The organism is Microcoleus sp. ARI1-B5 (genome assembly GCF_036705795.1).
GTDB lineage: Bacteria > Cyanobacteriota > Cyanobacteriia > Cyanobacteriales > Microcoleaceae > Microcoleus.
On sequence record NZ_JAUBVK010000024.1, the window covers coordinates 1 to 13606 of the forward strand.

General features: G+C 47.2%; 8 protein-coding genes and 2 pseudogenes. 7 read left to right on the plus strand and 3 right to left on the minus strand.

The window, feature by feature from the left end; translation table 11 throughout:
* A pseudogene (locus tag QUB63_RS26195) lies at positions 1-3272 on the plus strand (calcium-binding protein); the annotation flags it as partial.
* Between the two features lie 128 nt (positions 3273-3400).
* Here QUB63_RS26195 and QUB63_RS26200 read toward each other — a convergent pair.
* Together QUB63_RS26200 and QUB63_RS26205 are read right to left on the minus strand one after the other, a co-directional pair.
* Positions 3401-4357, minus strand: a complete 957-nt coding sequence (locus tag QUB63_RS26200; protein ID WP_332948291.1) for a glycosyltransferase family 2 protein — start codon at positions 4355-4357, stop codon at positions 3401-3403.
* Between the two features lie 105 nt (positions 4358-4462).
* Entirely contained in the window at positions 4463-5431 is a 969-nt protein-coding gene (locus QUB63_RS26205; RefSeq protein WP_332948292.1) for a glycosyltransferase family 2 protein, read from the minus strand.
* A gap of 237 nt (positions 5432-5668) precedes the next feature.
* Between QUB63_RS26205 and cobU the strand changes: the two genes are divergently transcribed.
* The 3 genes from cobU to QUB63_RS26220 all read left to right on the plus strand — a co-directional run bounded on the left by cobU (position 5669) and on the right by QUB63_RS26220 (position 9279).
* On the plus strand, positions 5669-6244 hold the full coding sequence (cobU, locus tag QUB63_RS26210) for a bifunctional adenosylcobinamide kinase/adenosylcobinamide-phosphate guanylyltransferase (protein ID WP_332948293.1): 576 nt from the start codon (positions 5669-5671) through the stop codon (positions 6242-6244).
* A 281-nt stretch (positions 6245-6525) separates the two neighbouring features.
* Entirely contained in the window at positions 6526-6948 is a 423-nt protein-coding gene (locus QUB63_RS26215) for a hypothetical protein (protein WP_332948294.1), read from the plus strand.
* A 264-nt stretch (positions 6949-7212) separates the two neighbouring features.
* Entirely contained in the window at positions 7213-9279 is a 2067-nt protein-coding gene (locus QUB63_RS26220) for an ABC1 kinase family protein (RefSeq protein WP_332948349.1), read from the plus strand.
* 107 nt (positions 9280-9386) lie between these two features.
* Here QUB63_RS26220 and QUB63_RS26225 read toward each other — a convergent pair whose 3' ends face one another.
* Positions 9387-10529: a hypothetical protein gene (locus tag QUB63_RS26225; RefSeq protein ID WP_332948295.1), complete on the minus strand. Its 1143-nt coding sequence runs from the start codon at positions 10527-10529 to the stop codon at positions 9387-9389.
* 451 nt (positions 10530-10980) lie between these two features.
* Between QUB63_RS26225 and QUB63_RS26230 the strand changes: the two are divergent.
* The 3 genes and pseudogenes from QUB63_RS26230 (at position 10981) to QUB63_RS26240 (ending at position 13181) form a co-directional block, all read left to right on the plus strand.
* Positions 10981-12169, plus strand: a pseudogene (locus QUB63_RS26230) (RNA-guided endonuclease InsQ/TnpB family protein).
* Positions 12170-12308: 139 nt separating this feature from the next.
* Positions 12309-12557 (plus strand): addiction module protein, encoded by a 249-nt coding sequence (locus tag QUB63_RS26235; protein ID WP_332948296.1) that lies wholly within the window; start codon positions 12309-12311, stop codon positions 12555-12557.
* Between the two features lie 45 nt (positions 12558-12602).
* Entirely contained in the window at positions 12603-13181 is a 579-nt protein-coding gene (locus QUB63_RS26240; RefSeq protein WP_332948350.1) for a Uma2 family endonuclease, read from the plus strand.
* Positions 13182-13606: the final 425 nt, after the last annotated feature.

Genomic DNA, 13606 nt, shown 5'->3' on the forward strand with positions numbered 1-13606 from the left:
CAGTTACAGGGGTAGATGACTTGGTTGTTGACGGAAATCAAGCCTATCAGATTATCACGGCGGCTGATACAACTACCGCAGATGTCAACTACAAAAATCTCAAACCAGCCGATGTTGCCCTCACCAATACCGACAACGACAAAGCTGGAATCACGATCGCACCAATCACAGGATTAACCACAACCGAAGCGGGAGGTACTGCTACATTTACCGTCAAACTAGACAGTCAGCCAACAGCTAATGTCAACCTCGGATTAACTAGCAACAACACTACCGAAGGTACAGTAGACAAAGCAAGTGTCACCTTCACACCAGCTAACTGGAATCTGCCACAAACAGTCACAGTTACAGGAGTAGATGACTTGGTTGTTGACGGCGCTCGCTCCTATAAAATTATCACCGCTGCTGATACAACTACCGCAGATGTCAACTACAAAAATCTCAAACCAGCCGATGTTGCCCTCACCAATACCGACAACGACACTGCTGGAATCACGATCGCACCCACCGCAGGATTAACCACCACTGAAGCCGGAGGAAAAGCCACATTTACAGTTCAACTCAACACTCAGCCAACAGCTAATGTCAACCTCGGATTAACTAGCAACAACACTACCGAAGGTACAGTAGACAAAGCAAGTGTCACCTTCACACCAGCTAACTGGAATGTGCCACAAACAGTCACAGTTACAGGAGTAGATGACTTAATAGCTGACGGCGATCGAGCCTATCAAATTATCACGGCGGCTGATACAACTACCACAGATGTCAACTACAAAAATATCAAACCAGCCGATGTAGCCGTCACGAATACAGACAATGAAACTCCTGGAATCACGATCGCACCCACCGCAGGATTAACCACCACTGAAGCCGGAGGAAAAGCCACATTTACAGTTCAACTCAACACTAAACCAACAGCGAATGTTGCGCTCGGATTAACTAGCAACAACCCTGCGGAGGGTACGGTAGACAAAGCAAGTGTCACCTTCACACCAGCTAACTGGAATGTGCCACAAACAGTCACAGTGACAGGAGTAGATGACTTAATAGCTGACGGCGATCGAGCCTATCAAATTATCACGGCGGCTGATACTACTACCACCGATGTCAACTACAAAAATATCAAACCAGCCGATGTAGCCGTCACGAATACAGACAATGAAACTCCTGGAATCACGATCGCACCCACCGCAGGATTAACCACCACTGAAGCCGGAGGAAAAGCCACCTTTACCGTCAAACTAGACAGTCAGCCAACAGCTAATGTTGCGCTCGGATTAACTAGCAACAACACTGCTGAGGGTACAGTAGACAAAAGCAGTGTCACCTTCACACCAGCTAACTGGAATGTGCCGCAAACAGTCACAGTTACAGGAGTAGATGACTTAATAGCTGACGGCGATCGAGCCTATAAAATTATCACGGCGGCTGATACTACTACCGCAGATGTCAATTACAAAAATCTCAAACCAGCCGATGTCGCCGTCACCAACATCGACAATGAAACTCCTGGAATCACGATCGCACCCACCGCAGGATTAACCACCACTGAAACCGGGGGAAAAGCCACCTTTACAGTTCAACTCAACACTCAACCAACAGCTAATGTTGCGATCGGATTAACTAGCAGTAAAGCTACCGAAGGTACACCAGACAAAAGCAGTGTCACCTTCACACCAGCTAACTGGAATCTGCCACAAACAGTCACAGTTACAGGGGTAGATGACTTGGTTGTTGACGGAAATCAAGCCTATCAGATTATCACGGCGGCTGATACAACTACCACAGATGTCAACTACAAAAATCTCAAACCTGCGGATGTAGCTGTCACGAATATAGACACTACGCCGACACCGACGCCTGCACCGACACCCGCGCCAACACCGACGCCTGCACCGACGCCTGCACCAACACCCGCGCCGACACCGACGCCAATACCGACACCGACACCCGAGGTAACTCCAACTCCGACACCCGAGGTAACTCCAACTCCGACACCCGAGGTAACTCCGACACCGACGCCCGAGGTAACTCCAACACCGACGCCCGAGGTAACTCCAACTCCGACGCCCGAGGTAACTCCAACTCCGACGCCCGCGCCCGAGGTAACTCCGACACTGACGCCCGCGCCAACGCCCGAGGTAACTCCGACACCGACGCCCGCGCCAACGCCCGAGGTAACTCCGACACCGACACCGACGCCCGCGCCATCGCTAACTCCGACACCGACACCAACACCTGCGGTAACGCCAACACCCGCACCAACACCGACGCCAACAATAGCGGAAACACCGACACCCGCACCAACACCCGAAGTAACGCCAACACCCGAAGTAACGCCAACACCAATAACTAACAACATCCCCAACGACGACTGCATCTGCGATGACATTGACTATCCCAACTTAAACCAACCAAATACAGTTGAAAACACGATACTTGGTGTATCCAACATTCAAATAGGCACTGCCAAAAACGATGAATTTCTCGGCAGCAACAACGGCAATACATTCGATGCCAAATCCGGGGATGACAACTTATATGGCGGCGACGGCAACGACATTTTCAACGGCAACAAAGGCAAGGATTTTATCAGCGGTGGTAGTGGTGATGACATTCTATTTGGAGATGAAAATAATGACATCATTCTAGGCGAAAAAGGCAATGATTTAATCTTTGGAGGCAAAGGCAATGACTCCCTAAATGGCCGCGAAGGTAATGACATCATTTTTGGGAATAGAAATGATGATTTCATAGATGGTGGTAAGGATGATGACACCTTATTTGGAGGCAAAGGAAATGACATAATGCTTGGCAGTGAAGGAGATGACTACCTGTTTGGAAATGAGGGTTCGGATACCATCTGCGGTGGCGAAGGTAATGATTTTATCAGCGGTAACGAACAAGCTGATATTCTGGGAGGCTGTGAAGGAAATGATACTCTTTATGGAGGGGAAGACAATGATACTCTCCTAGGCGGGAAAGGTGATGATGTCCTTTACGGAGATTTGGGAAATGATAGTTTGATCGGAGGTAGCGGTAACGATATCTTTGTCTTAAAAGCCGATCGAGGATTTGATATAATCGCGGATTTTACCCTCGGTCAAGATTTGATTGGATTAAGCGGAGGCTTGAGTTTTGGACAGTTAGCCATAACTCAAAATACTCAGGGAACTCTCATCAAAAATGTCTTGACAGGAGAGGAGTTAGGTGTGATGATTGGAGTGAGTGCCAATTCGATTACATCGGCTAATTTCCGGTTGATTTAGGAAATCAAGAAAAGTGCGATCGCCCATTCGATCAAATAAGGGCGATCGCACTTAACCCAAATCAACATTTATCTGCGTTCATCGGCGTCAATCCGCCGCCATCTGCGGTTAAAATTCCCTACCTACTATTACGGCAATTTCACTTCTGTCTCTTGACTGATAACTACAGGCGGCGATAGAGGAGTCTCAGGTTCTGCCACATTCAACTGACCGCCGCAGCAGCGCAACTCGTAAAGTTTTGCATTAATTTGATACTCGTACTGGCTCAATAGCCTTGCATAAATATAGCCAGCTTTTCCATCCAAAAAGCCTAGCTGAATAAAGTAAAATAATATAAATCTGAGCATGGGTTTAAAAGGCAGCCGCACCCAAACTTTTTTGAGAAATCGCTTCCGCTGCACTGCATCTCCAAATAGGTGAGCGCCAATAGTGCCGCTGTCGTCGCGCCCTTCAATAATATTGTAATAAACGCGAGCTTCCCAATTAGAATAGCGGTTGTGGCGCTCTATCCAATGAAATAAATTCCGATAATCCTCGTGGATCATATCATGTTTTAAGTAACCGACTTGACCGGCTAAAATGACGTGTTCGTGAACTTCGTTGTCGCCTGTATTCGGGACGGATTCAGTGCCGAGATTTTCGTAACGGCCTTTTTGATGCTTGAACAAACGCAAATTCCAGTCGGGATATCGACCGCCGTAACGCAGCCACTGTCCTAAAAAGAAGACTTTGCGGTTGAGGTAGTAGCCCTCAAAATTGGGGTCTTCGATCGCCCGCGCGATTTCGTCCCAAAGTTCTGGGGGAATGCGCTCGTCGCAATCGACAATTAATACCCATTCGTTGCGAAAGGGCAGGTTGTCCAAAGACCAATTTTTCTTTTTCGGCCAGCGGTTGTCGAAGTAGAATTGCACTACTTTTGCGCCGCCGCTGATGGCAATTTCTACCGTGCGATCGCTGCTTTGGGAATCAACCATGAAAACTTCATCCGCCCTGGCAATGCTGGCCAGACACGCAGGTAGATTAAGTTCTTCGTCTTTTGCGGGAATGAGAACTGAAACCGGAATCTTGGATGAACTAGATGTCATAATCGAGTGCTTGAACCTGAATGCGGTCGAGTTTTGGTGGATGAAGTGCGATCGGCCCTGCGCGCAGGGCCGACGACTTGAGCAGCGAGGGATATTGCCTATAGCCTAATGCCTGCTGGTGGATTTCGGTGCAAAAATCAGCCCGCGGACGGCTGCGCTCAAATAACCGATTTGACCCCAGGCAAAAACGAAATTTTCAAACCGCAGCCCTGGATCTCTAATATATTTAAAAGATTTGTAGACACCCCTCAAGATTCTTTCACCCCCCCGCCCAAGCTGAGCAATACCGGCTCGATCGGACAATTGTTCCCGATAACACTCGCTGATGCCTTGCCACCACCCGCGCTCTAGAAACCAAGCTTTGTTGAGCCGTTCTGCTGCGACATTGTGCAGCACCAGAGCCTCGGGTAGATAAATTACTTGCCAACCTAGCTCTAATGCTAATTCTGTGGCGCGCAATTCTTCATTTGACAGCAACTTTTTGCCGACTCTACCGAGTTTGACATCGAAGCCGCCAATTTGTTCGAGAAAAGCGCGCCGGATCGAATAGTTTACACCCCTAGGAGTCAAACCCGCCGCCGTCACGTACAGGCAAGTATCGCCTAAATCGTATGCTCCCAAGTTCTGGGCCAATCCGGGCGACAGCCACTGGGGCGGGGAGACTCCACAAGGCCAGAGCAAGTTGACTTTGCCGCCGGCTACGGCTAGTTTTTGATTGCTTTGATAAGCGGCGTGCAGCACCCTGAGCCAATTCGGCTCGGCAACAGCGTCGTCGTCGAGATAAGCTAATATTTCGCTGCGAGCTTCTTTTGCGCCGGTGTTGCGGGCTGCTGAGAGCCCGATTTCGGGTTCCCAGACGTACTTGAGGCGCCGATCGCCCAGTCTTGCTTCTACTACCTCGCGGGTGCTTGTCGTGGAACTTTCGGGACTCGCATAATCGCTAGAAGCGTTATCCACTACTACTACTTCAAAGTTGTCGGGAAAATCCTGTACCAGCAAGCTGTCGATCGCCCCTCCTAAATAGGGGGCGCGATTGTGGGTGCAAATAATCGCTGATATCTGAGGGTGTGGCATAAATAACAGCTTGGGAAATACTGGGGTTCTCGATCGACTTACTCTGATATTGTCTCAACAATGCTATTATCGCTTAAAAAGCATTTAGCAGTTGGCAGTTTAAATCATAATGGGTAATGGGTAATGGGTAATGGGTAATGGGTAATGGGTAATTGGGAAAAAGGTAATGGGTAATGGGGAAAAAGGTAATTGTGTTTAATCCTTTGTATGTGACTAATGACTGCTGACTAATGACTAATGACTAACTCAGAACCGACTGCATCGAGACAATTAATCTTAGTAACAGGGCCGGCCCGAAGTGGCAAAAGTGAATGGGCCGAAACTCTGGCTGCGGGTTCGGGAAAACAAGTAATCTATGCGGCTACTGGCTTGGTTGATGAAGCGGATTTGGAGTGGCTCGGCCGCCTCGAACAGCACCGAAATCGCCGCCCGGCTAATTGGACAACTCTAGAAGTGCCGATCGACTTACCGGCAGTTGTGCGATCGGCCTCACCGTCGGATTGCTTGTTAATTGATTCCCTCGGAACTTGGACGGCGAATCTTTTGGAACAAGAAGCGACTGTTTGGGCTGCTGCGCAGCAAGATTTGCTCGCCTGTTTGAAGTCAACCGTCGCCGATGTAATTTTGGTAGGAGAGGAAACCGGATGGGGTGTTGTGCCTGCTTATCCGGCGGGGCGGCTGTTTCGCGATCGCCTCGGCACCCTCGTCCGCCACATCGGGGCGATCGCCGGTACTGTTTATCTCGCTACCGGAGGTTACGCCTTGAATCTAAGCGCTCTGGGTACGCCGCTGCCGCCATCTGCCAAAAATTAACCGACAAAGGCGCGACGATCGACGGGCAGAGCAAAAATCCAGGTTTCCCGGCGGGAAATTTTAGCGGAAAATCAGCTATAATTATAACTAAGATCGAAAAGTCAACAGCATATCAATCAGCCGAAAAAAATACTCCCTCGGGCAAGCCGGACGACAATTAGACACGGGAAATAGCCAACTTTTGAAAAAAATGTAAAATAAAAAATGTCTCTTGAGATCGAGCACAAATTTCAACTTAAAAGTCTAAAATCACCAATTAGTGGCAGGGTTGACTAACAGTTATGGCATCAGATAGTGAAGTCAGAAAATATATTGCTTACTGGTTTCAGTTAGGCCAAAAAGTATTAATTCGCAACGGTTCCGAAGCGCTGCTGCCAAAATCGGTAATTGCGGGCGATCGCTACAGCAGCGAATTTGAAGACTGCTGGCAAAAAATCATCTCCCCCGACAGCGGAGACTGCTACCTGCAAGGCACAAACGAAACAATAGCCCAACTGCGGACACCAGCATGGGAAATCAGTCCCTGCGCGCGCTGCGCCATGCCCGTAGTGTTCCACCAAAATGGAATGCCGCCGGAGTCATGTCCCTGTCACGACTTACCGAACTGGCCCGATACCGAAATGCCCCAACCCCGATCGCCCGTCAGCACAAAATTGCAACTTTCAGGCATTCGCGATCGACTCCTGAGAACCGGCGGGGAGTAAAGAGGGGGAGAGGGGGAGAATGTCCGAGGGGGTGGTCAGAAACCGGGTTTTTCCCGAAAAGACGGGTTACGAACCCTAGATCAACTAAAAAACCCGGTTTCTTGGGTCGTAGCGCATAATTCCTGGACTATTGACGGCAGGAGTCCTGACGGCAGGACTCCTGACGGCAGGACTTCTTCCTTCGGTTTTATGCCTTAAAGCAGTGGTGAGAAGGCGACAAATTGTTACAATAAGTTTACAATGCTTCACACTAGGTCTGAGTTTATGGATGTCAAGACGGTATCGCCAGCCTCCCCGGTAACTTACTCAAAATCAGGGACTCACGCTGCACTCGGCAATCTCAAAGAGGTAGAAACAGTTCCCCTGCAAGCAGTACAAGTAGAACTAGAGACAGCGGCGGCCACTCCCGAACTGCTCAAATCAGCCAAAGATATAGCTTACGAGTTGGCAGGAGATGCTGTGCGCTACGATCCAGTCGCGATCGCAGCCGAATACCGAAATCGCCCCCTGCAAGTCTGGAGACGGCTGTCGAGCGTTGTTTGGACATTTTTTAGCTTTGCCCTCAGTTTGTGGTGGGACAAAAAGAGAGGCCGCACCGCAGCCAACCAAAAGCGCCGCGCCGCCCGCCTGCGAGAAATTCTCAGCCAACTCGGTCCAGCTTTCATCAAAATCGGACAAGCACTCTCAACTCGCCCCGACTTAGTACCGCCGGCATATTTAGAAGAACTCACCACGCTGCAAGACCAATTGCCAGCGTTTCCCAACGAAGTAGCATATCAATTTATACAAGAAGAATTGGGCGCGCACCCCAAGGAAATTTACGCCGAAATCACCGCAGATCCGATCGCCGCAGCATCCCTCGGACAAGTCTACAAAGGCAAACTCAAAACCGGCGAAACCGTCGCCATCAAAGTGCAGCGACCCGGTTTAGCCGAAAACATCGGCTTAGATATTTACATTCTGCGGCGCGTCGCAGTTTGGGCGCAAAATAACTTCAAAATAATTCGCAGCGACCTCGCAGGCATTATGGACGAGTTGGGCGAGCGCATTTACGAAGAAATGGACTACACCCACGAAGGACAAAATGCCGAACGCTTTGCCGCGCTATACGGCAATCTGAAGGATATTTACGTTCCCAAAATCTACTGGGAATATACCCGCCGCCGCGTGTTGACAATGGAGTGGATCACCGGCATCAAACTCACTAATTTAGAAGCCGTCAAGGCTCAAGGAATCGACGCTCCTTACTTAATTGAAGTGGGGGTGCAGTGTTCTCTCAGACAGCTTCTCGAACACGGTTTCTTTCACGCAGACCCGCATCCCGGCAATCTTTTGGCAACTCCTGACGGTCAGTTGGCTTATCTCGATTTCGGGATGATGAGCGAAGTCAAACCTTATCAGCGGTACGGTTTGTTGGAAGCTGTGGTGCATTTGGTGAACCGCGACTTTGAAGGTTTGGCCAGAGATTACGTGAAGTTGGAGTTTTTAACGCCAGACACCGATTTGACGCCAATTATTCCAGCTTTGGCTGGGGTATTTAACAATGCTTTGGGTGCTAGCGTTGCCGAACTCAATTTCAAAAGCATTACTGACGAACTTTCGGCGGTGATGTACGAATATCCTTTCCGAGTTCCAGCTTACTATGCTTTGATTATTCGATCGCTCGTTACCTTAGAAGGGATTGCGATTAATGTCGATCCAGAATTCAAAGTGCTGAGCAAAGCTTATCCTTACGTAGCAAAACGGCTGTTGAGCGACCCCGCACCGGAATTGAGAGCATCCCTGCAAGATTTGCTGTTCAAACAAGGCGAATTCCGCTGGAACCGCTTAGAAAACTTGCTGAACAATGCCCGCGAAAGCGACGATTACGATGTGAGCAAAATCCTCAACCAAGCGTTAGAGTATTTATTTTCTCAGAGAGGAGATTATATTCGCGATCGGATTGTCGCCGAATTGGTAAAAAGTCTCGACACGCTTTCAAGCAATGCCGTTGCTAACGCCAAAGCAGTTGTCGGCGAATGGTTTGGAGTCAAAGCCGTACCTGTAGTTTCACAAACCGAACAAAAAAACTTGGAACACATCAAGCGAATTTGGGATATTTTGCAATCAACTCGGGGTTTTGACGGCATGAAAGTATTGCAGTTACTGCCGCAGTTGTTGGTAAAACCAGAAGTGCAGAGTATGGGCCAGCAAGTCGTGGGCGGTTTAGCTCAAAGAGCAGTTGCTAGGTTAATTCGCGAGTTTTTGCTTTCCGAGAAACCGGCTGCGATTCCCGAGAATGGCAGCTATTCTAAACCTTCGCCTCAGTTGTCCTTGCCGGCGGCGAAGTAGTTAGATTGGGAGGAAAGGAACCGCAGATATTAGCGGATAAACACGGATGAACGCAGATAGAATTTTATCTGCGTTCGTCAAATTAATCTCCTAGATTATTCCAGGAACTACTGAAGCTTAAATCCTTTAGCTGCTAATTGTTGGCGCAGACTTTGAATTATGACACTATCGACAGTATTTTGGCCTTTATCTGTACTAGCTTTGCGCTGGCGATCGACATATTCGGTACGCTTCTGAGATAACTCGCGGATCGTCTTTTTAATCCTTTCTCTTTCAGTTTTTTTGCCAGCTACATATGCTCTTTTTTCAGTTAGCGTCATACCTCGCATAATTTCTGGCAAACTATCATCTGATATCGTCTCTAGTTTAACTGTTCCGTTTTCAAGAGCATCTAGTAAATCCCAAGAATCATTACTATAGTATTCAGAAGCTTTGGAGGCACTACGCATAGCCCTATTTACGCCAGCATTACTATCTTCAGCAGCTTGACGTTGTTGTCCTATTCTTCCTTGTCTACCATAGGGAATGTAGGTTTGATTTAGTTTAGTATTCCAACTAGAAATTTCGTCATCGAAAGGGGACTTAATTACCACAATTACTTGATTTTGATTAATATTGAAGTGACTGCCTTTTGCTACAGTAGCTCCTGATGCCCAAAGTTGTCGCTCCTGACTTTCGGCTGAACCACAATAAATAGTATTAACGAGAGTATCTCCTTTAACAGCGAGATTGACAGATTGAGTCCAAACTACAGGGCCTTGATCGAATGGTTCATTACCAGCGATAAAAATCACTCTAAAATCTGCCGGATTTTTACTCCAGTTTAATTCTTGCATTGCCGATCGAATTACCCAGCCAGCATATTCTTGACCGCCGTTGGTTTTGATACTAAATAGCTTTTCGGAAACTAAATCTAATTCAGGAGTAAATCCAGTTAATAATCTGACAAAACCTTCTGAAGATGGTAAAGTGTCGTTACCGTAATGATAGAGAGCAACTTCTAACTCTGGAACTTCGCCATCTTTGGTGACTTTCGTTAAAAAATTCACAATTTGCCAAAGTTGAGTGCGCGTCTGGTCGATCAGTCCATCCATGCTGTTGCTAGAATCTAAAAGAATGGCTATCTGAATTTTTGCTTTAGCGAAAGCGGCTGTGGGGGAACATAAGATAATTAGAGTTAAAGCTGTAGCGAATAAAATTCTATTTAGTTGCTGCATGGAATTTTTACTACACAATGATTTTTTTTTCAATTATAATCATTGGTAAACAAGTTATATGGCTGTTGTCAAGTAACTTGTAACAAGATTTTACATTGGGGTTCGATTCATTATAGGACTTACCAACTCCGATCGAACAAACCGGGTTTTTACTGAATTTGTGGACTGCAACGCGCCTTCTCAGTTAAAAACCCGGTTTCTGGTCATTTATGGGTAACTCAGACCAAAGAAACGGGGTTTTTTACCTTATCTGCGGACTGCAACGCATCTTCTTAGCAAAAACTTGGTTTCTGGGCATCCATGGGTAAGTCGTAATTTAAGCTGCTACTGTAGCTAGTGACAGAGACTTGCTATAATTCAGGTGTCCCAGATCGATCGCTCATCAGAAATCTGGGTGTGAAACCCCGTCCTTCGCTTGACGGCTTTACAAAGATTTTACATTGAGTAAAACTCAATATTACAATTGAAATGTTAGACTGTGAGCATGACACTAAAAGCCTTCAGCTATCGATTCTACCCAACGCCGGAACAAGAGAGTTTGTTGCGACGGACATTGGGGTGTACTCGTTTAGTCTACAATCGCGCCTTAGCCGCAAGAACCGAGGCATGGTACAAAGACCAGAAGCGGGTAGGCTATGCTGAAACTTCTTCAATGCTAACTGAATGGAAGAAAACAGAAGAACTAGACTTTCTGTCGGAGGTTAGTTGCGTACCCCTGCAGCAGTGCTTGCGTCACCTACAAGCTGCTTACACTAACTTTTTTGATGGGCGGGCCAAGTATCCCAACTTCAAAAAGAAACGAAACGGCGGTAGCGCAGAGTTCACAAAGTCGGCATTTAAGTTCAAGAATGGACAAGTCTACTTAGCTAAGTGCGAGCAAGCATTACCGATTCGCGCTCAGTCGGATGCTGCCCGACGGTGTAGCGCCATCAACTATCACCGTCAAGCTTTCCCCATCCGGTAGGTGGTCAGTATCCTTGCGAGTTGAAGTTGAAATTGAACCGTTACCTGCGTCAGACAAGCAAGTCGGTATTGATTTGGGCATTACAAGTTTGTTGGCTTTGAGTAATGGTAAAAAGATTGTCAATCCCAAAGGATTCAAGACAAAATATCGCAAACTTAGAAGAGCGCAGAAAGCTTTAAGCCGGAAGCAGAAAGACTCTAAGAACCGCCAGAAAGCGCGACTTAAAGTGGCGAAAGTACATCAATCCATTGCCGATGCAAGAAAAGATAACCTTCACAAGTTAACAACGCGGTTGGTGCGCGAAAACCAAACCATCGCCGTAGAAAATTTGGCTGTGAAGAACCTGGTTAAAAATCCCAAGCTGGCCCTGGCAATAAGTGATGCAAGTTGGGGTGAATTGGTGAGACAACTTGAATATAAGTGTGACTGGTACGGTCGTACTTTAATTAAGATTGACCGCTGGTTTCCCAGCTCTAAACGGTGTTTTGAGTGCGGGCACATCGTGGAAAAAATGCCGTTGAATGTTCGGGAGTGGAGTTGCTCCAACTGTGGATCGCACCACGACCGCGATCTCAACGCTGCAAAAAATATTTTGGCGGCAGGGCTTGCCGTTTCAGTCTGTGGAGCAACCGTAAGACCAGAGCAGAGTAAATCTGTTAAGGCTGGTGCGAAATCCTGTAAAGGACAGAAACAGAAACCTAAATCGTGAGGTTTGGGAATCCTCGCCGTTCTACGGCGGGGTGGATGTCAACATGAAGTATCCCCTTCACACTCAATCTGGGCCTGTCGTTGGCGAAGCAGCAAAAAAGCTAATAGAAGCGATCGTTTCCTCGGAGTAAAATCATCCAATGCTAATCCTAAACCAGCTTATTTCCGAAGCAACTGCCCTACCCGATACCGCCAAGGCTATCCTCCTCGACAATATCCTAGAAAGCATGACAGAACAGATCGATCGAGATGTTTTGAACGAGGGCGTACAGAAAGCTCAATACCGCATTGCCGAGATCGAGCGTGGCACAGTTGCCAGGGGAACAGTTCCAAGAGTTGGCACGGTTGGAGGCGGCGATTCGGGAGAATTTGCGGGGGTTGGGCTATGATTTGTAGATTAGTATTATTACTTTTGGATTAGGGAATTTATGGTTTTGATAGCAGCACGAGATAACGATCGCTATTTTACGCCCGAAGAGTATTTTACTTGGGAGGAGCAACAACTGGAAAAACACGAACTGATCGATGGTCGGGTTTATGCGATGAGTGGTGGCACTAAAAATCATAGTGCGATCGCAATTAATTTCTTGTTGTTAATTCGCTCTCATCTGCGGGGCGGTCGATGCACTGTCTTTAATTCAGATTTAAAGGTTAACATTCTCAATACACCCAACTATACGTATCCCGATCTAAGCGTGACTTGTGACGATCGAGATAGGGAGCATCCTCTCTATATTACCTATCCCTGCTTAATTGTGGAGGTTTTATCGGATAGCACCGAAGCTTACGATCGAGGGAAGAAGTTTGAGAAGTATCGCCGCAATCCGAATCTGGTTGATTATGTGTTAGTCAGTTCGGATGAAATGGCGATCGATATTTATCATAAAAATGATGCTGGTGAATGGGTGATTTTGAGCTATCGGGAGGGCGATCGGGTTGAGTTTCAAAGTATCAATCTAAGTTTGCCGATCGAGCAATTATATGAGGAAATTGTTTTCGCTCGACAGCCCTAGATATACGATCCTTACACGTTATATTTTAGAGGCCATTCTGGTAGAGCCATTCGAGCAATAATATTTTTCAGAGGAGGTAATTTTTGATGAAATTATGTGAGGATTTGGCGATCGGTGAGGTTAATTCCAAAATCTCAAATCTCAAAGCTCAAAGCTCAAATCGATCGAGGTAATTTACGTAAGTTTACAAGATCGTGTCACTTTTTCTCACCGACAGGGCGATCGGGTTAGTTTACTCTTTGAGTTAAGGCAGACAACAAGCTGAAGAGCTGCTACCATCAAATCAGCGAATTGGAGATTGTTATGACACTGGCAATTGTGGCTGAGCCTGTTCCCCTGCAAGCGAATTCGGAAAGAGTATTCTACTGTAGCTGCGGGAAAATTATAGTTATGCGGTTAGTTTATCTGTGGGGGTGCAGTCGAAA

What these genes read in the sequence shown, in the direction of transcription:
- QUB63_RS26200 (WP_332948291.1), bottom strand. Translation starts at nt 4,357, where the DNA reads ATGACATCTAGTTCATCCAAGATTCCGGTTTCAGTTCTCATTCCCGCA.
- QUB63_RS26205 (WP_332948292.1), bottom strand. Translation starts at nt 5,431, where the DNA reads ATGCCACACCCTCAGATATCAGCGATTATTTGCACCCACAATCGCGCC.
- cobU (WP_332948293.1), top strand. Translation starts at nt 5,669, where the DNA reads ATGACTAACTCAGAACCGACTGCATCGAGACAATTAATCTTAGTAACA.
- QUB63_RS26215 (WP_332948294.1), top strand. Translation starts at nt 6,526, where the DNA reads ATGGCATCAGATAGTGAAGTCAGAAAATATATTGCTTACTGGTTTCAG.
- QUB63_RS26220 (WP_332948349.1), top strand. Translation starts at nt 7,213, where the DNA reads ATGGATGTCAAGACGGTATCGCCAGCCTCCCCGGTAACTTACTCAAAA.
- QUB63_RS26235 (WP_332948296.1), top strand. Translation starts at nt 12,309, where the DNA reads ATGCTAATCCTAAACCAGCTTATTTCCGAAGCAACTGCCCTACCCGAT.